The organism is Cellulophaga sp. 3_MG-2023, assembly GCF_030546975.1.
Taxonomy (GTDB): domain Bacteria; phylum Bacteroidota; class Bacteroidia; order Flavobacteriales; family Flavobacteriaceae; genus Cellulophaga.
The window spans coordinates 838,832-865,431 of record NZ_JAUOPS010000001.1; the positions used below are offsets into that span (position 1 = coordinate 838,832).

Annotated in this window: 12 protein-coding genes; 11 read left to right on the top strand and 1 reads right to left on the bottom strand. The window is 32.4% G+C overall.

Annotated elements, in window-relative coordinates; all coding sequences use genetic code 11:
• The first annotated feature begins 180 nt into the window (after nucleotides 1–180).
• The 11 genes from Q4487_RS03535 (at nucleotide 181) to Q4487_RS03585 (ending at nucleotide 23,740) form a co-directional block, all read left to right on the top strand.
• The gene (locus Q4487_RS03535) at nucleotides 181–4,899 is read left to right on the top strand and encodes a hypothetical protein (protein WP_303541702.1); all 4,719 of its coding nucleotides are present in this window, start codon (nucleotides 181–183) and stop codon (nucleotides 4,897–4,899) included.
• Nucleotides 4,899–6,971, top strand: a complete 2,073-nt coding sequence (locus Q4487_RS03540; protein WP_303541700.1) for a fibronectin type III domain-containing protein — start codon at nucleotides 4,899–4,901, stop codon at nucleotides 6,969–6,971. Before Q4487_RS03535 ends, Q4487_RS03540 begins: the two co-directional genes overlap by 1 nt.
• 3 nt (nucleotides 6,972–6,974) lie before the next feature.
• A complete protein-coding gene (locus Q4487_RS03545; protein WP_303541698.1) occupies nucleotides 6,975–10,295 on the top strand; it encodes a T9SS type A sorting domain-containing protein in 3,321 nt (1,106 codons plus the stop codon).
• Nucleotides 10,267–11,664, top strand: a complete 1,398-nt coding sequence (locus Q4487_RS03550) for a PKD domain-containing protein (protein WP_303541696.1) — start codon at nucleotides 10,267–10,269, stop codon at nucleotides 11,662–11,664. Before Q4487_RS03545 ends, Q4487_RS03550 begins: the two co-directional genes overlap by 29 nt.
• A 20-nt stretch (nucleotides 11,665–11,684) precedes the next feature.
• Nucleotides 11,685–12,770, top strand: a complete 1,086-nt coding sequence (locus tag Q4487_RS03555) for a fibronectin type III domain-containing protein (RefSeq protein ID WP_303541695.1) — start codon at nucleotides 11,685–11,687, stop codon at nucleotides 12,768–12,770.
• 28 nt (nucleotides 12,771–12,798) lie between these two features.
• Entirely contained in the window at nucleotides 12,799–18,222 is a 5,424-nt protein-coding gene (locus tag Q4487_RS03560; protein ID WP_303541693.1) for a hypothetical protein, read from the top strand.
• A gap of 1 nt (nucleotide 18,223) precedes the next feature.
• Complete coding sequence (locus tag Q4487_RS03565; protein WP_075695694.1) at nucleotides 18,224–18,976, top strand: hypothetical protein; 753 nt, start codon at nucleotides 18,224–18,226, stop codon at nucleotides 18,974–18,976.
• Between the two features lie 114 nt (nucleotides 18,977–19,090).
• Nucleotides 19,091–19,948, top strand: a complete 858-nt coding sequence (locus tag Q4487_RS03570; RefSeq protein WP_303541691.1) for a hypothetical protein — start codon at nucleotides 19,091–19,093, stop codon at nucleotides 19,946–19,948.
• A 43-nt stretch (nucleotides 19,949–19,991) separates the two neighbouring features.
• Nucleotides 19,992–22,364, top strand: a complete 2,373-nt coding sequence (locus Q4487_RS03575) for a hypothetical protein (RefSeq protein ID WP_303541689.1) — start codon at nucleotides 19,992–19,994, stop codon at nucleotides 22,362–22,364.
• A 6-nt stretch (nucleotides 22,365–22,370) separates the two neighbouring features.
• Entirely contained in the window at nucleotides 22,371–22,628 is a 258-nt protein-coding gene (locus tag Q4487_RS03580; protein WP_303541687.1) for a hypothetical protein, read from the top strand.
• Between the two features lie 68 nt (nucleotides 22,629–22,696).
• Nucleotides 22,697–23,740 (top strand): hypothetical protein, encoded by a 1,044-nt coding sequence (locus tag Q4487_RS03585; protein WP_303541685.1) that lies wholly within the window; start codon nucleotides 22,697–22,699, stop codon nucleotides 23,738–23,740.
• Nucleotides 23,741–23,856: 116 nt separating this feature from the next.
• Here the strand turns inward: Q4487_RS03585 and Q4487_RS03590 are convergent, their stop codons facing one another.
• Complete coding sequence (locus tag Q4487_RS03590; RefSeq protein WP_303541684.1) at nucleotides 23,857–26,595, bottom strand: right-handed parallel beta-helix repeat-containing protein; 2,739 nt, start codon at nucleotides 26,593–26,595, stop codon at nucleotides 23,857–23,859.
• Nucleotides 26,596–26,600 lie beyond the last annotated feature (5 nt).

Sequence of the window (26,600 nt, forward strand, 5' to 3'; positions counted from 1 at the left end):
ACTGTATAAATGCTTTTATTAAAAAAATGTTAAATTGTAAGATCTATAATAATGGTATTTACGTATATAAACTGAGTCCCATCGAATATATATTTATAATCGACTTTACTCCTATTAAAGAAAATTAATGAAAGTAAATTCCTATATTGGCCTCTAAATTCATTTTGTTAAACCCTACTTATGAACTACAAAAAAAGATTCAACTCTAGTTTTTTGTTATTAATTTTATTGATTTTACCTTTTATAAGTTTTGGAAAACTAAACCCAGACTTACCAAGGGTTACAATAGATAGTATTTTAAAAAATACCACTACTAGTAGTTATTTTTTGGATATAGAAAATTCTAAAAATCTATTCTCTTTTTTTAATATTAGAAACGAATTTCCTGTACCTACTCCTATCGTTAATGATAGAAATGAAGCTGCAGCTGTACTTGAAGAAATAGATCTAAAAGACACTTGGGTTAATACTATATCTAACAATGATATAGTTACCTTACCTGTAGGTATTAAAACAACAGTTAGTGAAGTAGAGTACTCTATAGGTATAGCTAAAGCAACAATACACAAAGATTATACAGAACTAACAGTTTTTGCTAGAGTTAGATTACCTCAAACAGATGAAAGCGGAGATCCATTAGAAATATTTTTTGGAGCAAATAATGTAAAACTATCTCACGATGGTGGTATTTTTGGTGACGCAAATCTGGTTCTTTTAGGTGATGTGCAAATACCTTTTAATGCTGGCAACTGGCTATTAGAACTCAAAGGTGGTTTTGACTATAAAACAGGAAATACAGATAACCTAACATACGTTACTATAGACTGTAATGGTGTAAAAGAAATGGGACTAGCAGCAGATGTACAGTTTTCTAGAAATTTAATTATTCCTGTGACGGATCTTGGTGAACCAGAAAAAGAATTTAAAAACGTACAAAGAATAGATGGTACAACAGCTCAGGTGCCAAATAGAGTTACCGGAAAATTTGATATGGTTGCTAGTGGATGGAATGATATTGTTGCGACGATAGATCTTCAACCGTTTGCACTTACAAAACACCCTGAAAAGTTTGTTTTTAATTTAAATGAAGCCACACTAGATTTTAGTGATACTAGAACTCCTGACATTCCTTTTCCACAGCATTACCATGAAAAAGGTTTATTATTGCCAAATGTTGAATTGTGGCGTGGAGTATATGTTCAGTCCTTAGAGGTTTCATTGCCAAAGACTTTTAAAACATCAGAAAGTATAGCAAAACAAGAGCGTGTTAAGTTTGCTGCTACCAATATGATTATTGATAACAATGGTGTATCTGGACTATTCTCTGCTGAGAATATTATTCCACTAGATAAAGGTAGAACTAATGATAAAAAAGCTTGGGCTTTCTCTGTTGATTATATTGGTGTAGAACTTACCACTAACCGCATAACTAGTGCTGAATTTGATGGACAAATAGTGTTACCTATTTCTGCTAAAAAAGAAACAACTTCTTCTACCAAAGAAGATAAAAAACTTGGTTTATCTTACAAAGGACTAATAAGTGAAGAAGAATATCTTGTACGTGTTGCTACTGCAGATACTTTAAATTTTAACGTTTGGCAAGCTAAAGCACAATTGCTACCTAACTCTTTTATTGAACTTAAAGTTGCAGATAATAACTTTAAGCCTAAAGCTGTTTTAAATGGTCGTATGGCAATATCTGCTAGCCAAAAAGAATCTTTAGAAAACGAAGGCACTAAAGATGCTGATAGTAGTATGGTTAACTTTAAAGGTATAGAGTTTCAGAATTTAGTACTGCAAACAGAAGCTCCTATTTTACAGGTTGATTATTTTGGATACAAAGACGAAGTTAAGCTTGCCAACTTCCCTGTTTCCATTGCAGATATTGCTTTTAACTCTAATGACCAAGAAGCTGGTATTTCATTTGATTTAAAGATAAATCTTATGGGAAAATCAGATAAAGGATTTGCTGCGGATGCAAGATTGGGTATTATTGGTAAATTTCAAGAAGAAAACTTTGTCCAAAAATGGAAGTATGACCGTATAGACCTTTCTGAAATAAACATTGAAGCCAATATGGGCGCCGTTAAAATAAAGGGAGGGTTACTCTTAATGAATGATGATCCTATTTATGGCAATGGTTTCTCTGGTAATATAGAAGGTACTTTTAGTGAATTTGGACCTATTACATGTAAAGCTATTTTTGGAAAAAGAGAATTTAGATATTGGTATGTAGATGCTGCTGTTCACGGACTTAAAATAAATGCTGGCCCTATACAACTATCTGGTTTTGCTGGTGGCGCATTTTATAAAATGACTAGACAACCAAATGCTGGTCCAGATTTTTCTCCTTCAGGACTTTCATACATTCCTAATGATGATACTGGCTTAGGTGTAAAAGCAATGATTTTTGGAGGAATTCCTGATGAAAGTGCAATAAGTATTGGTGCTGGCTTTGAAATTGAATTCAATAATAACGGTGGTGTTAATAGATTAGGTTTCTTTGGTGAAGCACAAATGATGAAAGCTTTTGATATTCCCAACCCTGTTGCTAAACTTACAGATAAGCTAGGTAAAATGGTAGATACCGAGGTCTTAAATGGTGTTATGGATAGCAAGGTTGGAAAAACATTTTTAGATAAAGCTGATGATGAATATGAAAGTGAAGTTGTAGGTGAAGCTGGTATAACGGCTAAAATAGGTATGGAGTTCGATTTTGTAAATAAATCATTCCATGCAAATATGGATCTTTATGTTAATGTAGTAGGTGGCGTGTTACAAGGAAGAGCTTCTGGTGGTAGAGCTGGTTGGGGTGTTTTTCATTCTTCTGAAGATGAATGGTATGTACATATGGGTACACCAACAGACAGACTTGGTCTAAAATTAGGCGTGGGTGCTATTTCTGCAGAAGCTGGCGGTTATTTTATGTTGGGTGACAATATCCCTGGTAGTCCTCCTCCCCCTGCAATTGTTGCTGAAATTTTGGGAGTAGATGCCGAATCTTTAAATTATATGAGAGATGAAAATGCATTAGGTGATGGTCGTGGATTTGCATTTGGCTCTGATTTTTCTATAGACACAGGTGATATGAACTTTTTAATGTTCTACGCTCGTTTTCAAGCTGGTTTAGGGTTTGATATTATGCTAAAAGATTATGGACAAGCTCAATGTGTAAATACAGGAGACCAAGTTGGTATTAATGGTTGGTATGCAAACGGACAAGCATATGCATATTTACAAGGAGAATTAGGTATAAATTTAAAGTTATTCTTTGTTAAAAAGCGTATTCCTATTATAAAAGCTGGTGCTGCTGTATTATTACAAGCCAAAGCTCCTAACCCTGTTTGGATGCGTGGTTATGTTGGCGGACATTATGATTTACTAGGAGGTTTGGTTAAAGGTAAGTTCAACTTTAAAGTAACTCTTGGTGAAGAATGTGAGTTTGACAATGCATCCCCACTTGGAGGATTAAAAATAGTTAGTGACTTAACTCCAAGAGATGGTGAAACAGAAGCCGATGTATTCTCTGCTCCGCAAGCTGCGTTTAATATGGCTGTAGAAAAAGCATTGACTATTCCTGAAGCAGATGGCGACCATATTTATAAAATTACCTTAGACGAATTTAAAATTACAGATGAAAGTAATACTGAAATTCCTGGTACTTTAGAATGGGGAGAAAATAGTAACAATGTAACTTTTATTCCTGAAGATATTTTACCTCCTTCTACACCTTTAAAAGTTAGTGTAACGGTTGGTTTTAAAGAGAGAGTAAATGGAGTGTACCAAATAGTAATGGTAGATGGTGCTCCTGCAAAAGAAACAGAAGAACGTTCTTTTACCACTGGTGGGGCTCCTGAGTACATTCCATTAAAAAACATTGTATACTCCTACCCTGTTATAGATCAAGAATATTATTATCCTAAAGAATACAACAAAGGTTATATACAACTAAAACAAGGTCAAGATTACTTGTTTGACGATTCGCAGTGGAAAAGTGAATTGGCATTAATTAATGAAACTGGAGAAGAAGAAAAACCCGAATTTTCATACAATAATGCTAGTAACACAATTAATTATGCTTTACCAACATTGGACAAATCTACTACGTATTCTTTATCTATTTTTAGTAAACCGAAAAATGCTAGTTCAGAAACTACATCTAGTAGAACAGAAAACAATACAGATCTAGGAGATGATAATACTATGACTGTGACAGATAACAATGCGCAATCTGTTTCTAAAGATGGTAGTATTGAACGTATTGGCTATAATTTTACTAGTAGTGCTTACAACACTTTTGCTAAAAAAATAAAAGCAATAAAAGTTAATAGCTATGGTTGGGATAAAATTACAAATGATGTGGTTTACCTATACAACGCTATAGATAACCATGAGGCTTTTGATACCGCTGAGATAGTAGGTACTGCTTATACAGATAATAAACCAATGATAGTTGCAGAATCCGACTTAAATGATAGTTATTTTAAGCAAGATATCAACCCTATTCTATATCAAAACTACAGTTCAGGTGCATATAAAATAGAACGTCCAGAAGATCCTTATGGTTTACCTCCTAAAAGAGCATTACCGTTGTTTACAAATTATGTTACAAACATCGCATATGGCATTAATAAAGGATGGACAAGAACACATTTTCCGTTTAGATACAATTTACCAGAGATTTACAAATTAGACTACACTACTACTAAAACTAATGTTTTAAATGATTATGTAGATGGTATAATTACGTTAACTAATCCAAATTCAGCAATATTAGATACAGAGTATACTTTTATTCCAAAAGGGACATATACTATAAAAGTACAATATGTTTTACCTGGCAATAAATTAGGTACATCTGAAACTGTAAACTTTAAAAATCTATTAGACTTAGACTAATGATAAAAAAAATATTTTTCCTTTTTTCTTTATTTGTAATGTTCTCTGCTTATTCACAACAACAAGACAGCATTGCAACGCCTTCTATACAAGCTATTGCCAGAGCGCAACAAGGCAAAATTTTAGTGCGTTGGGCACCAACAGATGCTGTTGTATGGCAAAGAGCAAATACTTATGGCTATACACTAGAACGCTTTACAGTATATAGAGATGGTAAAAGGTTAGATGCACCAGAACAAAGAACCATTGTTACTGGCACTTTAAAACCTGCTCCTGTAGAATCTTGGGAAGAAATTTCTATGTCTAATGATAATGCCGCTATACTAGCACAAGCAATTCACGGTGAAGATTTTGAAGTAGGTACAGATGAAGGTGAACTAATGGCTATTGTAAATAAAGTACAACAATTAGAACAGCGTTATTCTTTTGCTTTATTTGCTGCTGATATGAATTTTGAAGCTGCAAAATTAGCTGGCTTAGGTTTTGAAGACACAAATATTAAAAGTAATGAAGGCTATTTATACCGTGTAAAATCTGCAATTCCTGCAGAGTTAGCAACTAATGTAAAAGAAGGTTTAATTTATATAGAAGCTTCTAATACAGAGCTACTACCCGCTCCTATAGATTTAGTGGGTGTTTTTAAAGACAAAGAAGTATTACTTACGTGGGAATATGAACTATTTAAAAGCATTTACGCAACTTATTATGTAGAACGTTCTGAAGATGGCACCAATTATAAACGCTTAGATGACTTACCATTAGTAAATCTAAACAATACAGAAGATTCGCCCACAAAACGTATGTATTATGTAGATACTTTAACCCAAAACAACAAAAAATACTACTATAGAGTATTAGGAGTTTCGCCTTTTGGAGAGCAAGGTGAGCCCTCTAAATCTATTGTTGGTCAAGGGCAAAAAGCATTAACTGCAACGCCTTTTATTACCAATCATAAATTAATTGGAGACACCAATGCCGATATATTCTGGGAGTTTCCAAAAGAAAAAGAATTAGAGGTAGCTGAATTTCAAATAAGAGCAGCCACTAAAGATAATGGCAAATATGAAATTATTAAAAAAGGTATAAATCCGCAAGTAAGGTCTGCTAATGTAACCACACCATACGCTACCAATTATATAAAAGTTATTGCTATTGGAAAAGATAGTACAGAAACAGCATCGTTTTCTGCTTTAGTGCAGTTTGTAGATTCTATTCCGCCTGTAAAACCAGTTGGTCTTGTTGGTGTTATGGATAGCTTAGGAATAACCACAATTACTTGGGAACCAAACATAGAAAAAGATATTTTGGGTTATCGTGTTTTTAGAGGGAACATAAAAAACGAAGAATATGCACAAATTACTATAGATCCTGTTACTACAAATAAGTTTACAGATACAGTACAAGTTAAATCTTTAAATAATAAAGTATACTATACTATAGTTGCTGTAGATAACAGATACAATAACTCAGACTACTCTGAGGTGTTAGAAATTAAAAAGCCAGATGTTGTACCTCCTTCCTCCCCTATTTTTAAAGAGTATAAGGTTCATAAAGATGGAGTTTCGCTTTCTTGGATAAAAAGTGTTAGTACAGATGTAGACAAACATCAACTATACCGTAAAAATACTGTGAGCGAATGGGAACTTGTTTTTGAAACAAATGACACTATTACAAATTTTGAAGACACCAAAGTAACTGCAGCTACAAAATACACCTATAAAATTCAGGCTGTAGATGATAGCGGATTAGTCTCTGCGGACTCACCTACCCTAACCATAGAAACAGCTTCTAATACAGAAGACAAAGTTTTAAAGGGATTAAATGCAACAGTAGACAGAGAGCAAAACAACATTACGTTATATTGGCGAAAATTACCATCTGAAATTAAAGAATTGGTCATTTTTAAATCTAAAAAGGAAGAGAAACCTTCTACTTGGAAACAACTGCCGGCAACACTTACAAAAATTACAGATAACAATATATCTCCTAATAACATATACATATACCAAGTACGCCCTGTATTTACTAATGGTAGTTTTGGAACTTTGGAGAGTATAGAAGTAAATTATTAAGCTATGAAAAAACTATTTCTTTTATTAATTCTCTTTTTAGGTGTTTCCAACTCTCTATTAAGTCAATCATATGAATTAAAAATTTACAATTATGTATTTGACGAATATCATGACGATGGTAGATGCGGCACAAACAATTTATGGATTGACATAACTTACTACGACAATACACAAGAGAGAATTTATGAAGCTTATAATGATGATAAAACAGCTAGCTTACTCTTGACAAGAATAGTTAATAAAAGAATAAAAAGTGTTTTCTTCCATTCTTTTCTCCACGAAAAAGGAGGTTTCCCTAGAAATTGTAACGGAGACACAGCAAGTTTAGATATTACAAGTAATGTCCCTACAACTGGGTGTGTTTTTCAAGGAAATATACAAGGAAGCGATGATGGAGGAGATGCTAAACTATCAATTAGCTTGAATTACGACATAAATCCTATATTAGAACTAGAAACCCCACCTAGTGACCTTATTGGTTATGAAGATGAATTTGATGTAAGTGTCACAGCTAATTCAATGGGCTTTAACACATCTATCTACAATTGGCAATATCAAGTTGTAGATAACGAAAGTGATATATCTAATAGCAATTGGTTAAATATGCCCTTGTCAACTGCGACTCAAGGTGAAACTTCATTTTCTTTAACACCTTCAAGTTTTTTAAATGAAAGTACCATTGGTAAATTTTTAGCAATTAGAGCTAATACGTGTGGAGATTTAGAATCTCCAACTAATAATGTATTTAAAATCCTCCCATCTGCACCAAATATTACTGCGATTGAAAATAACAATGGGTTGCGCTGTAACGGTACAGATGATGCCGAAATAACTCTTGTTTTTGATGAAAATCTAGAATCTGGTGAAAGTTTTGGTATAGTAATAAGAGATTTATCTAACTCTAGCCCAATAAAAAACATCAATAATATTATTGCTGATGACATCATTAATGATAGATTAACCATAACAGATCTACCTGGAAGTACTGACGATGGTTTTCGTATTGAGTTTGTTGGTGGTACTACCCTTTTTGCTGATGGTGATAATCATAAAATTGATTTTAATGTTTATGAACCAGATTTTGTGCAATTTACTCTTACAGATGCAACCAAAGTATACTGTAAAGATGGACAAGATGGTACCGTTTTAATTACAGCAGAAGGTGGTACCAATGGTAATTATCAATACCAACTAACAAGACCAGATGGTACTATTGAAGATTGGGTTAATTTTGATAATACATATACACATACAGTTAGTGACTTATCTGCCGGACTTAATAAAATTAAGGTTAGAGATGGCAACCAATGTGTCGCAAAAGAATTAGTACCTGATGATGATGGCAATGATACTCCCGATCATGATACCGATTTAACTTTAGAACAATTAATTGAAGAACCTAACAACATATTAGCTTTAGGATTTTTACAAGTAACAGTAGATAGATTAAACGAAAGTAATGACGCTACCGCAAATGGCTTCACTGATGGCCGTATTATTGCAGTAGTTACTGGTGGTACAGCACCTTATAATGTAGTATGGACGAATAAAAATACTGGAGTTGAAGTTACAACTGTTTCTAGTTCTCCATATGATGCAGTTGAAGAAAGTCAAACTTTTACTTTAAACAATATTGGAGAAGGCACGTATACTTTAACGGTAACAGATGCTAACCATACGCAAGCAACACAAAAAACTACTTGTTTTGCTGAAGGAGAATTTTCCATTGAAGATCCTGATGAATTGTTACTTACTATTGAAGAAACAAACCCTGTTTCTTGTAACAGTTTAAATGAGTTTAACAATCCTGTTGGAGACGGACAATTAGTTGCCCACGCTTCAGGTGGTATTAAATTAGATGCTTTAGCAAATAGCGGATTACCATATTATTATACTTGGAAAAAAGAAGATGAAAATGGCATTTTTCAAGAACTCACAGAGGAAAAAGATAGCATTATTAGCAATTTAACTGCTGCTCGCTATGCTGTAAATATTAGAGATGCAAACGGTATTGTTATTGGCAATTATGTAAACAATAGTTTGGTTAATGAGACGGATGTTATTCACGACTTACTAGATCCAGAACCTTTTGTAATTACATTTACTAAAGGAGATTTATTATGTTCTGATGGTACTGAAGGTTGGGCAGAAGCTACAATTACTGGTGGAACTGGTTCGTATACATTAAACTGGTCTAATGGTTCTACTGAACCTAGAATTGAAAATCTTGAAAAAGGAACTTACCTTCTTTTTGTAACTGATGAAAAAGGTTGTCAAGCAACTAGTCAGGTTATAATTGATGCTCCTAACCCACTCCAAGTAGCTATTTTAGAAGAAAACGATCCTGTTTGTAACAACGGATCAGACGGTGTAATATCTTTAGGTATAAGTGGCGGATTAGAAGATTACACATACAATTGGCTTAAAGATGGTAATGTTATACCTAGTCAGACTGGTTTTTACGCAAACAACTTAACGGCAGGCACATATACAATTACAGTTTCCGATGCTAATTTATGTTCAGAGACAGTTGAAATTACATTAGAAAATCCTAGTCCAGATTTAATTAGTTTAGGAGAAGACAGATTACTTTGTGGCGGACAAAGTGTTGTTTTAGATGCAACATACCAAAGTAGTGGAACTACATATCTATGGACGTCAGATAACGGATTTACAAGTACGGATCCTAGCATTGAAGTAACAGAAGCTGGCACGTATACTGTAGAAGTTACAACATTATTGGGTTGTAATGGTGGTGATAGTATTGTAATTACAGTATCTGATACGCCAATAGATGCCCACTTTATTGTAAGTACTCAGGCTTTTGCTGGTGAAGAATTAGCTTTGGTTAATATTAGTGAACCTATAGGTGATAAAGTAGAATGGTTTTTACCAGAGGAAGCTGTAATTATTGCTAAAACAGATGAAAATGTTATTCTTTTGTTTGATGAACCTGGTTCTTATGATATATTGCTACGCTCTAACCAAGGAACTTGTTTCTTAGACTATATGAAAACTATTATTATTGGTGAAGCGGCAAACATTCCAGATATTGGCGATGCAGAAACGCCGTTTATTCAAGATTTTAAAATATATCCTAACCCTTCTAGCGGTCAATTTTATGTAGATATTTTACTTTCTGAAGCCAGTCCTATTTCACTTAAAATATTTAGTATGGCGTCTCAAGGTTTGGTAAACGAACGTCAAGAAAAAGCTGCTGTTAATTTTAATTTAGAATACGGTACAACATTAGCCTCTGGAACCTATGTTCTATTATTAGAAACTGCTAAAGGGAGTGAAATCAGAAAAATTATTATTAACTAATATGCTTAACTCTAAAAAAATAGCGCTTTACTATTGTAATTTAATTGCAATTTTACTTTTGTATACTGGTTGTACGCAAGAGCAAGCTGTACCAGTAGTTATAGATTTTGAAATTGCTATAATTAATGAAGATTACTCTATACCTGTTACTGTTAAAGTGTTAAACAAAACTGTTGGTGCAGATTCTTATTCTTGGTCTTTTATAGGTGCAGATAGGGAATCCAGTACAGATAGAAATCCTGGGGCATTAGTTTACAACAATAAAGGAGAATATACTATACGTTTAGACGCATCAAACAAAGATGGATCTGTAGATAATAAAGAAATTACTTTTAGTATAGATGCTGCTGTAGAAGTTGCTTTTGATGCCGAAATACAAACTAATAATTTTGCTCCTGCATCAGTACTAATTACAAATAACACAAAAGGAGCCACAACTTATAATTGGACGTTTACAGGTGGTACTCCAGAAACTTCTACAGAGGAACAACCAGGAACGGTAGTTTTTAATGAACCTGGAAATCATCTTATAACATTAGTGGTTGGTAACGGAAAAGAAACGCATCAACTAGAAAAAACAATAACGGTTGCAGATGGTTTGGTAGCAGATTTTGATTGGGAAGTTGCTTTTCAGGATGATGATCTTCAAATTCCGGTAACCCTTACAATGCAAAATAATAGTACAGGTGTTTTAACCTACAACTGGACTTTTACTAATGCAACGCCATCAACTAGTACAGAAGAAAACCCAAGTGTTACTTTTACTGCTGAAGGCACACAAACACTAACATTAACAGTTTCTAACGGCAAAGAATCAAAATCTATCTCTAAAACAATAGAACTGTTAGCTGATACTAATATTAGAACTTTAACGGATGTAAAATTCGGAATTAACACTGCTCATAACAACAATACTATTGGTGCTTTTTATTCTGCCACAACCAGAGAAATCTACACTAAAGAAAAACTTGGTGCCATAGATGGTAGTCTAATAGATATTGCATTTTTTGGCTTGGGCGAAGATTTTACTTTTAACAAGTTTGTTTCACCAGACGATTTAAGCACTACTACGTTCCCTGCATTAGCAAATGCACAAAACACACGTATTATAAACTCTCAAGAACAATGTGGCTGCTCTACATTACAAACTGTTGCTGAATTTGATGCTATGACAGATGATAGTATTTTAAGCAGTTTAACCGTTACAGAAACCAATGGTGGTTCTCAGCATTTTACAGATGCTACAGTACCTAGAATTGTTTTGTTTACTACGGCAGATGGTAGAAACGGAGCTATAAAAATAAAAGAATATGTAAAAGACGGACAAGCCTCTTACATACTAACCGATATTAAAATACAGAAAAAATAACCTTTTAATTAAATATAAAAATGAAAAACAACAAAACAATACTATCATTTTTAATGCTTTTTGCTTTAGTATTTAGCTCCTGTTCAAAAGATGAACAATTTGAACCCGAAATTGACGCTAATGGAATGGTGACCTTAGTGTCTAATAGTGGAACTGAAGCTACCGTTAGTTATTCTGGTGATTTAATTAATGAAAGTACATATTCAATAAATTTCGCTATCAGAAAAAAAGGAGAAACAGAATATATAAATTCAGTCTATACAAATATTAATCCATATACATTTGAAGGGCTTAGTCCTTCTGAAACTTATGAAGTAACTGTCTTAGTAGATGGACTTAAAGAATCACCTTACAATACTGTTGAATTTACAACTGCACCTTTTCAATATGTACTTAAATCAAATATGGAAGAAGGTACCTTTTTACAAACAGAGCTAGGTTATAACGCTGAATTTGAAGTGGATGGAATTTCAGGTAGTGATTTAGGTAACACACAATTATTTTTAGTTGATTTAGAAAATGAAGACTATAAAGTAAAGTTAAATGTAACAAAAGAAGGAAACATTTTAAAATTTGAAGTACCGCAGGAGGCTCTTCCTACTTTAAGATCTTACCGAAAAGTATATGCATTAAATTACGGAACAAATGCAAATAAATTAACACCTTTAGAATACAAATATAATAATGATTATAAAAGAAGCATTCGTATTGATGTATATAGACCAGAGACTTACATTGGACATTTCTTTAGTCAAGATATATACACTAATACCAATTGTGGTTTTAATAAAGCTTTTAGAATAAGTTTTGAAGGTTCTTTCTATTGGCTAAGAGAAGGTCCCCAAAGTGTTCTTTTAACTAATTTAGACAATGGGACAGAATTATTAATGTTAAGCACAGAGGTGGATACTTGTAATACATTTTCACAAGGAATTATTGAAAAGCAAAATTCTTGGAAGGGACTATATCATAGTGCTCTGCATATAAATTTTTTAGAATCAATAGATCAAGGGCTTGTACCTGGAAATTATTCTGTAAAAATAATGTATAATCTAGATGATGGATTTCATGAATCCAATACATTTGAGTTTGAAATAACAGAATAAAAGTCTTATAACTTTTTAAAAATTGAAAATGAGTAAATTATCAGGTATATTATTTAAGTCTCTTTCTGCAAGAGTAATGTCGTCTTTTGCAAAAAGACAATGGCTTATATGTTTCTTTTTTACAGTAGTATCTGTACAGTTTACTCATTCTCAATTATTCCCTGTACAAGTATCGCCACAGTTAACACCTCCTTACAGTTTAAAACTGTCTGACTATAGCACTTCTACCACAGAAAAAATACTGGTAAACTTGCTTTTAACAGATGTTAATGAGGCCGACTTACAAGTGCGTTTACGATTTTCTATCTCTGGTAATAGTGTAAACATACAATCTAAAGATTTTGTTCAAAATGCTGCTCCAATACAATTAACTGGAGGTATTCCGTTGCGTTTATCTAACCTAGATTTGCAACCGTATTTTGATTTACAAAACTTAGATGGCATTACACCTAGCGAATACAGCAAACCGCTACCAGATGGCCTATATCAGTTTTGTTTTGAGGTTTTTGATTGGACTACAGGTAGACCTTTATCAGAAAAAAAATGTTACCCTGTTTACTTAGTACTTAACGATCCTCCTTTTTTAAATTTACCACAAAACGGAGAACAAGTACCTGCTCAAGACCCTCAAAATCTTATTTTTCAATGGACACCAAGACACGTAAATGCAACAGGTGTAGAATATGAGTTTGAGTTAAGAGAACTTTGGGATACTAACGTAGACCCACAAACGGCTTTTTTAGCTTCGCCTAACTTATACCAAACTACAGGTTTTGCCAATACCCTACTCTACGGTCCTGGGGAAACTAGCCTTTTAGAAGGCAAAACATACGGCTGGCGTGTGCGTGCTGTTGTTAGCGACGGTATTAGTGAAACTGCTGTATTTAAAAATGGTGGTTATAGTGAAATTTTTTACTTTACCTATACTGGCAAGTGCGATGCTCCACAGTATATTTTAGCAAAGTCTGAAGGTACAACCACAGAAGAAATTACGTGGCAACAAAACCCAGACCATATCAACTACCAAATACAATTTAGAAAAGAAGGCGGTAGTAATAATGTTTGGTTTGAGTCTGAAACTGTAGAAACTAAAAAGAAATTATTCTTTTTAGAAGCAGAAACTACCTATGAGTATAGAGTTGGTGGCCAATGTGTACAAAATGGAGGATACAGCTACTCTGCAATAAACACATTTACAACTCCTGGTAAAGAAGACGCTAGTGAGTACAATTGTGGCATACCTCCAGAAATTGTAATTACCAACCAAGACCCATTACAGCTACTAGGTGTTAACGATGTTTTTACTGCGGGTGATTTTCCTGTAACCGTAAAAGAAGTAAACGGTGGCAATGGCAATTACACAGGTTGGGGATTTATTGTAGTTCCTTACTTAGGAGACACACAAATAAGGGTTAGTTTTAACAACATACAAATAAATACAGACAAGCAATTAACAACTGGCCTTGTAGAGACAGAGTATGATGAAAAGTTTGCTACTACCGGTGGTGCTGGTATGTCTGATGTATCTGAACTAACTGAGCTTATTGAAGGTGATAATGATATTGATAATATAAATGTAAACTTTGTTATTCCTCCAGATTATTTTGAAGATTACATTACTGTTGAAGACGGACAAGTTGTAATCACGAACCCTAATGATGCACAAGTTAGAACTTCTCCTTTAGGTGATGATAAAGTTATTGTAGATAGTGCTGGCAACACCTACCACGTAGATGCAGAAGGTAATGTAACCAAAGGTGGTAAAATAGACGAAGGCGGACCTGTAAATGCAGATAATGTAGAAGGTGTAACCAAAAACGGAGAAATAGAGTCTTTAACTGCCAAAGGTATTACTGTAACTTTTAATACTAAAGGAACTTACGGTTATGATAAATTACCAACAGGAATAAATAATACCAAATTAAATGAAGAATACAAAACTATAAAAGATGCACAAGGTGGCAATTATGAGATTGTAAACCACGTAGCAGAAAAAAATACACCTTCTTTAATTACAGCAACGGTTGCAATATCTAACTCGGACTACACCATTGATGATCTTATTTTTAAGACCAAACAAGGAGAGTTATTAACGCATACAAAAGCTACTAACAACACTATTAACTTAAGTGTACAAGGAAGGTATACTTTTGAGAACGAACCTATTTACGCTGTTGTAAAATCTAAACAAGATACTACCAAGCAGCAAACAGCTGGTGCCTTTAATTTGTGGCATTTATCTAGAAAAACTGTAGATGTTGTACTCGTTTCTGTAAACGGTGCACAGCTACCTACAGCAATAGAGTTAAATACAATTTTTAACCAAGCAGCAACTACGCTTAATATAGAAACTAAAAGTGTTTCTTTAACTAATGGCTTATTAGGAGCCGATAATAAATTAGAAATTGGAGACAAACCTTGGTTAAACACCTATAACCAAGAGCAAAAAGCAATTATTGGCGATTTAAAACAAAAAATAGACTACCAAAAAGATAAATACTACGTCTTTACATTTAATTCTAGTTTTAATACAACTAAATCTATAGCTGGCTTTATGCCACTAAAACGCCAATTTGGCTTTGTATTTAATGGTGGGTTAAGCTCAGATGAAGAAGGCAAAGAAGATTTAGCAAAAGTAACAGCGCATGAAATTGCTCACGGTATTTTTGCCTTACAACACCCTTTTACAACTTATGGAGATGATATAAAAGGAAAAACTCCTTGGCTTATGGACTATGCTAACGGTGATCTTTTAAGCCATATGGACTGGGCACAAATACACAACCCAAATTTAAAGTTCTATATTTTTCAAGATGAAGAAGATGGGGAAAGTGTTACGTCAGAAAATTTAGTCACATTAAATTTTGAAGATGTATTTTTTAGCAACAATATAGGAATTGCTCCTAATGGAAAAACAATAAAAAACATTATACTTCATAAGCCAAATGAGTACAAATATGTTAAGATGATTTCAAGTGCAAATCCATATTTAATCTCAGGGTTTAAAATTTATAAGAAAACTGAGCTTACTAATCCTATTTTTGTTTCTAAAGCCTTATTTTCTAAAGGAAAGTTTCAAAATTATGAAGGCTTAAATGATTATTGTGTAATTGAATATGAGCCAGAAAATATTGAACATAGCACTGTAATCTATAGAACTACAGGAGACGGCTGCTCCTATTACTCAGCTAAAATAAATTGGATTTCTAATGAAAATTCTTCCGTGAATGAAGTAATTCAAAAAATAAAGTCTAAAACACCTAAATTTAATGAAAGACATATTTTAAAAAATGCTAGTTCATCATGTTCATACACCTTAAGGTCTTTAGAAATTTCTAATAATGATAAAAATACAGTATGTGGTAATATTGAATATTTAGATAAAGAATTTAACGCAATTTTAAGTCCGCTATTTGATTCTACTTCAATCAAAATCGAAAATGCTTATGAAGCAATTAACTCTGCTTGTTTAACAAACTTAAGAAGACTTAGTTTTGAACAAATTGAAACTCTATTCTCACTTTTATCTAATTCAGAGGGAAGTATTTGGGAAGAACAAGAAATTGCCATTAATAGATTAGCAAGTGTAATTTCAAGTGATGATTATGGAAGGTTTTTTGATTTACTTGAAGAAAACAACAATGAAATAATTAAAAACTTAATAGGTAAACTACAAGATAAAAGTCTTGACCCTTGGGATGGAGATAACTATACTAATTTCTTAAATACATTATTATATATGTATCAAACCAATCCATTAGCTTGGATGAATAGAATTGAAATTGAAGATATAGAAAGTGTTGGTGGTTATTTTGCAGCAAGATATTTTACAAAACCAAATATAAAGATTGAATCATTAGAAGAGTTAATTACAGGAAGTTCGGAAATTTATTCACGTACTTTTATGTATAATTCAAGTAACGGAAATATTTCTATTAGTGAAGAAGCTGAGACAATACAGGCAATAGCTGGAAATAATGAATACGCTTGGTATACTGTTACGGGTGTAAAAACGTTAAATCAGTTTGAGACATCTCCCCTATCTCCAATAATGATTGATTTTAATGAGGGTGAATTAAAGGTTATTGAAATGGCCCTTTATAATAATGGGTTTAGCAAGAATTCAATAGCTATTATTCCTTCTATATTTTTGAAATTTAGCTATGATAAAATTAGAAATGATATTATTGAAAAAAATATATACTTATCATTAAACGGAATAACGATTATTACAGGAGCCCCAGTAATTGTATCAGGAGCTTCTTATGCGGTTAGACTATATGCATTGGCAGAAGTTGCTGGGGCAATTGGCGATATAACAGTTAATAGTACTGAGTTAGGTACAAACAACCCAAATTTAAAAAATGCCACTAATATTTATAATAATATTATGGCTGTCATCGGTGTTAAAAATTTACTCAAAAATGGGATTAAAGCAATACCTAAAAAACTTCCAACACAAATTAAAGAAGCTCTTAAAAAGAACAATAGCATAAGAGCACTAGTATTAAAAGCCCATTTAGATTGGCAGGCAGCAACTCGTAATTTAGACGGTTTATTACCAACTGAAAAACAAATAATATTAAAACAAGGACAAGTTTGGAGAAAACTTTTAAATATTGGAAATTCTTCAAGTGAGTTACTTATTAAAGCTAAAAACACTTTAAGAGCAGCTGGAATAATTGATCCAAAGATATTATCTAAGTTAGATGATTGGAAGCCATCAACACTTACAAAGTTTGATGATTTAGTTAAAAATCCTAATTATACTGGACTTTTAGATGAATTCAAATTAAATACAGATTTATTCGATAAGTTTAAATTAGTAGAAGAAACTTGGTGGTCTAAATATTCAATGGCAGGAATCTCTAAGCGTTCAGGTTCTACTGTTCCAACTCAGTTTAAGAAATATATTGGAGATATTGAAGTGTCACCTGTTGGAGGCGGCAAATTAAAATTAAGAGATGCTAAATATGAAACTCTTGATAATTTATCTCCTCAATATATAGGAAAACTATTTGATGATGCCGTTACACAAAATGTAAATTCATCGTGGGTTTCAGGAGATTTTTCAAATTTCCCAACAAATATTTCTAATTATTTAAGTGACTTAAAATCTAAAGGGTATAGGCTAGCAATTGAGCCACAAGTAAGCACTCTTGGAAAAAATCCTAAACCAGATTTATTACTTTTTGGAAATAAGAAAGTAGGTAGTATAACTAAAAAAAATGTCATTTACCTTGAAATAAAATATCTAGATGATGTTGAATTTACAAATTCACAAAAAGCTATTACCAAAAATTTACCATCAACAGTTGTTGAAAAAAACGGAAGAGCAATTGTTGATAAAATTTCTGGGGAAGAAATTATTCCTGCAGGACAGGATTTCATTATCAATGAAGCAAAAAAACTGACTGTAGATAAATCAACATTAAAAATGATTTTTAAATAAAATGAAAAAAAAAGATTTAGATATTAGATTAAATGATGCTTTTGCTGAAATATGTAAACATAATAAGTATTCAAATAAACAAACTATTGATGGTAATACTGGAGGAACAAACATTAGAAAGAACAACAAATTTATTCACTCTTTAAGCCTTTCTCAAACAGTAACCCTTGGTGTGTCTAATAATCAATTTGAAGTTACTTTGAGTGGAAATTGCACAATTCTTGAAATAGAAAATATATGGAAAGATTTATATTACTTAACTAAAGGAGAATCCGAATTTACAGAATGGAATAAAAAATATACTCCTCCTACTTATTCAGTATATTTTGACAAAAAACAAATTCAAGAAAAATTTCCTCAAAATGTTAAAGAAACAGGATGGTTAACCTTTGAAATTAGTGACAATGGAATAGAAGAATTTAAAGAGGTAATCAAATATATTATTGAACAAGATTTAATACCTAAACTCGAAAACGTACGTTCCTTACAAATTTTAGATAATCAGCTAAATTCTTCTATAGAATTGGATAATTTCGAACAATATAATATTAATGATAATGGTGTTTTATTACGAAGAATTATTATTGCAAGATTGACGAACAATCCACTCTATGAAGAAATTTGTAAGCATGAAAGAAGTTTTTTTCCTGACTACATAGAAGCATCAAAAGAAATAGGTTATGAATACTTTAAAAATATACCTATTGTTTTTGAAGAGGTTTACAACCGTTTAAAATCCAATAAAAACTATTAGCCCCACTAGCCCTCCCCCCGCTAGCGCGAGCGTCACGCTAGTGCCGTAAAGATTAAGCAGAGCAACAAATCAATATAAAAACAAAAAAATCACCCAAATAAATTACATATAATTATGAAAAAACAATTGCTTATTGCCTCATTATTTTTAGTATCTCTTGGTGCTACCGCACAAAAAATAAAAGAAAAAAAAGGAGAGATATTTTTAGATAAAGTGAAAATTGCAAACATAGAAAAGGTAAAAACAGAAAAGCCTAAATACTATCAAATATCAGACGTAGATGGTAATCCGCTTTTTAAAGTAAAAACTATAGTTTACAAGTCTATCTTATTTCATGATGATGAAACTAAAGACTACCACGTGGTTACAGGAGACAAAATACAAGACACACTTGCTATAGTAGAAAAAGGCTTTTATATTACGCAAAAAAGAATTGTAAAGTACTTGGTAGAAGCTGGTTTTTTAAATAGTAACGGCTATAATGAAGCTAATATTCCTAATTTAATTGCAAAATCTACCAAAATACCAACAAAATTGGTAGAGTTACAAAACAACGAAAAAGAGCTTAAAAAACACATTGGCTACAAAGTTGAAAGAGACTTTGAAAATCGTGATATTTTTATAAAAACCTATGCTCCTAAACAAACAACTAGTATTAAAAGTACTATGATGGTTACTGCTACTGAGTTAGAAATTTACCAAAATACTGCTACAGAAGAAAACCCAGATAGTGAGCCTTTATTAATTGGTTACGGTGTGTATGAGTTTAAAACATTTGCAAATAATACTACGTATAAAAAAACGTACTTATTAAATGCTAAAAGGGTGCCTCTGGCATCATACGTAACCTATAATTACAAAACATACGTTCCTTTTAGAAAAGAAGAAAGTGACAAATTAGACAAGTTAAAAACCAAAGAAGAGGTTTTAAAAGCTATGGCTATAAACCATATTTTAAGAGAAAAACTATAATTCTTGTTTTTACTATTACTATAAACACCAACCAACTTTTTTCTTGAAAAACTTACTACTTTCACTTTTTATACTACTACCTACACTTGCCATATCGCAAAGTGTAGATTTAGAGACTTTTGGAAAATCTTCGCCTTTTAAAGTAGGCGGAGGTATTTCCGCTAGTTCTGTATTTTATAGTAGCAACCAAAGAAACAACAGAGAACCTTTTACATATTACGCACAAGGAAATTTAAATTTTAGCTACTATAATTTTTCTATTCCTGTTAGCTACAACTACTCTAACCAAGGGGAACAGTTAGGCTACCAATTGCCTTTTAATTTTAACAGGCTAAGCTTACACCCTAAATACAAATGGATTACTGCCCATATTGGAGATGTAAATATGACATTTTCTCCTTACACCTTAAGCGGACACCAATTTACTGGTGGTGGTGTAGAACTAACACCTAGCAAAGGTTTTACATTTAGTGCTATGTATGGCAGACTTTTAAAGGCCACAGAGCCTGTAGAAGATGAGCGTGCTATTGTTGCCTACCAAAGAATGGGTTATGGTTTTAAAACGGTGTTTGAGCAAGATAAATACAGTGTAGGCGTGTCTACTTTTTATGCATCGGACAAAGAAAACTCTATTGATATTAACCCAGATGAAGAAGGTGTGTTACCTAAAGAAAACCTTGTTCTTGGTTTTGAAGGTAGTGTAGACCTATCTAAAAACTTAGAGTTGCGTGCAGAATATGCTACAACTGCCATAACACAAGACACTAGAGCACAAGAAACCTCTAGCGGTAAAAAAGGATTATTGGGTAGTTTTTTTAAAAACCGAGCTTCTACAGAATATTACAATGCTTATAAATTAGGTGTAAATTACTCGTTTTACCAAGCAAATCTTGGTGTTAATTATGAGCGTGTAGATCCTGGTTATGAGACTTTAGGTGCTTATTTTTTTAATAACGATTTTGAGAATATTACACTAAACTTATCTAGACCGCTATTTAACAATAAAGTTAATTTAAGCTTTAATGTCGGTTTTCAGAGAGATGATTTAGACGACCAAAAAGCAAATCCTACAAGCAGATTTGTTGGTGCTGCAAATGCAACGTATACGGCATCAGAGCGTTTAACATTTACTGGCTCCTACTCTAACTTTAGTACTTATACCAACGTTAGAACCAATCAGTTTGATGATATTAACGATGATAATTTACTAGACAACGCTACAGACTCTTTAAACTACAAGCAGATATCGCAAAATGCAAATTTAAATATCAACTATATTTTATCGAGCTCTAAAACAAAAAAAGAGAATATAAATTTAAACTACAATGTAAGTGATATTGCCAACGAGCAAGGCGGAATTGTTAGAATTGGTGATGCGTCTACTTTTCATAACATAGCTACCTCCTACACTATTGGTTTTACAGAATTAAACCTAAATATTACACCATCATTAAATGGTACATACAATACTATTGGTCGTGAAGATGCTACTACTTGGGGTCCTACTCTAAGCGTTAAAAAAGGTTTTTTTGACAATAAGTTAAAATCGGTTTTAGCATCATCCTACAATAAAACTGAAAACACTGGTGGCACTACTAACATAACTAACTTTAGAGGTGGTGTGTCTTACATATTATTAGAAAAGCACAATTTTAGCCTAAATGCAGTTCAACTTTTTAGAACCACACCAACGGTTTCTGGTCTAAAAGAATTTACAGCAACCTTCTCTTACAACTATTCTTTTGACGTTAAAAAACCTAAAATTAAATGGGAGAAAAAAGACAAAAAACGTAAAACTAGAGACAGTATTATTACTATTAATTATAAAAAATACAAATACGTAGATTACGCCAATAATATTACAGACACCATTTTACAACTAACCAAAGATCCTAACTTTGGAAAAATACCAGACGATAAAAACCTTGAGTTAAGAGGCTTGGCAGATAATATGATTAAGGCTATTGGTAAAAAAGATGCCGTTTACAAAGAGCAAGCTATTATCTATTTAAAGTCCTTAGAAGATTTTAAAGATTTTCAGGAAAAATACAACGACTTTGTACTACGTGCTTATAACAAGTTGGTTAAAGATGCAGAAGATATAGACTACAAACTAGAAAAAGAGTTTATACGTTTAAATGCTGAGAATAACGACCCTAAAGTTAAAAAAACAAAAGCTTCTGTAGAAAAACTAAAGGTTGTTAATGAGCGTTTTGACAACCATAGAAATATGTTAGAAGGTATGCGTACTTGGGACATTATGGATGAAATTAATAGTACACGTTTAACTGCCTTTAAAGACAAGCATATAAACAAAGTTTATTTAATGTACACCAATGGTAAAACCGAAGTAGACATTGTAAACTTTTTAGAGTATTATTTAGCTGATTTATACCATAAGCAGATTAAGAAATAGGTTATAATGAAACTCTCAGAAAAAACACAAGAGCTGTTACATAACTTATTTTCTATACTCTGTTTAGAGTTTCTCTACTATATTTATGACTTTTGGACTCCTATGGAGGAATTTCCTTCTAGTTGGAGAGCCGGTTTGTTAGAAGCAATATTAAGATACCTACACAACAACAAATTTGGTGTATTTTTAGGTAAAGGAACTTTACTTGTTTTAAGCAGCTATTATATTTATAAAATAATAAGGGACTTTAGTAAAAATAAGTAACACTTTTTGTTTGTTTAACGGCACAAGCAAGATGCTTGCGCTAGCGGGGGTTTCATAAAAGTAAAATAATGTACAGACTTCTAGAAAAGAGAGATAAAATAGATAGCTATAATTTAGAAGCTGAAGAACTTTTTTTTCAAAAGACTTCAGATAATAAAATTACTATTCTTACTAAAGATAGTTCAGCAAAAATTGATAAAGAAGTTTTTGGTATTCCCTTTTATTGGAATAACTATTTAGTTTTTTCAAATGTAAATAAAAAAAAATCTTCTTTTTGGAATAATGGAAAAGAAATATTTAGAAAAGAATTTGATTCGGTTAGTCATATAGGAGATTATTTGATTACTCTTTATAAAAAAGAAAGAAAAAAACACATACAATTTTTAAATAAAAAGCTAGAAGTAATTTTTGAAAAAGAATTTAACACAGGAGGTCACTATACTGCGGAGAACTTGTTTGTATCTCTTGAAGTTGCCACAGCTAATAAAATTAATGTTTTCCTTGTTTCCGATACTATTAAATTTTACTCCATAGATATTACCAATCAACAATGGTCTAACTTAGAAGGAGAAAAGTTTGATGGAGAAGTATTTCAGATTATAGGTCAATGGAAAAATGAGCTTTTGGTATCCATAGGAAGGTTTAGAATTGTTTCGTTTGACTTAGAGAAAGGGAAAGAGCTTTGGAGGATAGATGATTTTATTGAAGAAGTATCATTAAACCCAATTATTGAATCAAAAAAGCGGAATAGTATTAAATGGCTCCTTTCAGAAGTAGAGAGCAAAGCTTATTTATTAGTCCTAAATTATTTATTCGAGTTAGATTTAAATCAAAAGAAATCGCAACTTATAAAGGATTATAATAATTTAGGAGAAAAAGAGTGGTATTTTAAGTACAGTAGGTTATGTGATAATTATATTACTTTTTCGGGAGCAAATGTTTTAGGTAAATTTCCAATGGTTGCAGGGGTTATAGATAGAAACACAAAAGAAATACTTTGGACTACTAAATGTAAACCTGGTATTTACTTTGAAGAAGCGCCACAAATTAAAGAGGGTAAACTGTACATTCTAGATAGTTCTAAAACTCTCCACATTTTTGAGGAAATTTAGAAAACCCCGCTAGCGCGAGCGTCACGCTCGTGCCTTAAAGAGTAAGCAGAGTAAAAGCAAATTAAAAAACCACCCAAATGTTACATTCAGGTGGCATTTTACTAATTTTTAAAGTATTACTGTTTATAAAACTGTTTACTTTCTGTTCCTGGTATAGAAATAATATACATTCCAGTTTTTAAATTATCTAAAATAATAACTGCTTCTTCTGCTGTTGCATTCATCTCTTTTACAACAACACCATTCATATTCCTAACTACAAGCTTATCTCCTACTTTTACTCCTGCTACTTTTATTAATTCACTTGCAGGATTAGGATATACTGTTAAAACAGCTTCACTGCTTCTTAAACTAGCTGTTGTTGGTACTATTTTCCATTTTTGGTTGCCATTTCCTTTTTCATAAGTATAAGTTATTGCATTGGTATTAAGTGTTCCGTTATTACGGTCTAAACCTTGTGTTTGGCAGTGGTTAGGCAATAAGCCGTATACATTAGTTCCGTTTTCTATAACTTTCCATTGTTGATGTTTGCCAGCAGCACTTGTATAAGTTGCTACTTGAATTCCGTTTTCACATTTAGCATAAGGCACTTCTAAAAATCTATTGTTTGCTTTGTTTTTTATAGTATATACATTATCACCTAAATGCGTAAAAATCCATTTTTGATCATCATAATTACCCGGATTTACCATTTTAGCGTTAAATGTCTCTAAGGCTCTAGACAATAATCTTTGGTTAGAAGTTACAGACTCTATAGTATACATTCCATTATCTATTAACTGAGAGGTTACTGGCGAACCTGCATCTGCTTTTCCTTTTAACAATACAATAGCAGAATAAGGAGCTACAGTTATATTTCCTGTGTAATTATTATGCTTTGCATCTACATAATCTGTAGATCCTAAACTTACAGATTTTGCCACACCTGTTGTATTTACTACAAATTTTATAAAAGTATTTGGATTTGCTGTTGCTGCAAAAGTAACCGGAGCACTCTTTCCTTTTTTCTCGTAATTAGGATATTTTGATTTAAATTCATTTAAGTTATACTCTGTATTTTGTCTGCCAGCTCTTATACTAATTTGTTTACTTCCATTAAAGGGCATACAATAATAATTACTATTTACATCTCCTAAAAAAGTATTAAAACCAGCATCTGTAATTTGGTTGGTATACCTTGCAGAAAACTGGTTTGGTTTTTTACAAAACAATATATTATTAGTAACTGTATTATTTGTTGATTTTGCTACACTACCACCAGCACCAAAACTATTATTATAGGTAGATAGTACTAACCCATTATCACAATTATAAACCGTATTGTCTTTAATTGTATTTTTACTAGACAGGTTTGCCATTAACCCCCAGCCTACAATGTTGTATACCGTATTTTCATAAATTAACTGGTTTTGAGAGTCATTATCTATGTAAATACCAGCTGTTTTAACACCTCTTCCGGCAGGTATACCTCTAATGGCACCAGGAGAATCATGTACCATATTGTTATAAATACTGTTATTTCCGTTTTTATTACCTACAGAATATATACCACCACCATCATCTTTGGTATAGCAAAAGTTACTTATATCATTATATCTAATCTTTAAGTTTCCGCCAGCAAAAAGCATTGCATGGTATCCAATATTTTGTAATACATTTTTTTCTATAATATTTACAGATGATCCAGATCTGCTTACAAATCTAGCTCCTGTATACCCAATAAAACTACGTGCTCCCATACCAGAGCGCATACCTATATTTTTTATTGTGTTATTTTTAAAGGTTAAACCACTAACACCTTCCCAACGTAAAGCTATATTATTACTCTCCTCAAACGTATTGTTAGTTGCTGTAATATTTGTTAGTGTATATCCTAAAGACAAGTAGTTATTACCATTGTAAAAATTACAGTTTGTAATAGTTAAGTTAGATGCACCGCTAATAGATAAAGTCTGACTTAAACCTCCTTCTACTCTTAAATCCTGAATTTTAATATAATTGGTATTATTTAAAGCTAAAGCCTCTTCCCCTGATGGTATTTCTACATTTAAATTGTTAGGGTTACCATTGCTATACAAATACAAAACACCAGCATTGGTATCGTGTGCCCATTCTCCGTTTTTGTCTAATGTGTTAACGTGATTCTGAAAAAAGTATCCAAAATTGTTTTCCAAATTGTTTTCAAAACCTGCACTAGGATCAGATAAACTAAAATTTACCGTTGTACCTCCGTGAGATGTAACTGTTTCTACCTTTACATTATCGTCTGTAGTTCTAATAGTAATTTCACCGCCTTTAAACCTATTTGATGCATATGGTAAACTTGATGCTTCTGAAATAGATTTATTATTTCCTGCGTGAGATTTTATTGTTCTGTAACCACCATTAGCTGCACTAACATTTGGCTCCCTACCTATTTGCTGTGCTTGGTTGTTTAAAAACAGAGACGCAATTCTACCATTATTTACCTTACCTAGGTTTGTTTTCCAGATATTACCACTGTGGCGTGTCCAGTTATTAACCCTTTTTGTTGCTCTAATTACTGGTTTTGCGCCAGAACCATACGCCTTTAACACAATAGATTTACCAGATGATCCTTTTTTTCCTTTCAAATCCAAAGAACCATAAAAAACGTCTCCTTTATTAAAATTGATAATATCACCTGCGTTAATATTGTTTTTTGAGTTATTTACTTTATTTATTGTTTTCCATGCAGATGCTTCAGATGTTCCGTTGTTAGCATCGTTACCAGAAGCACTAACGTAATAGTTTTTTTGTGCAACTACAGATAGTGCGCTTAATAATAGAAAAGCACAGAACAAATATGCTTTTATTTTTTGTTTATTTAATATCATAGTAA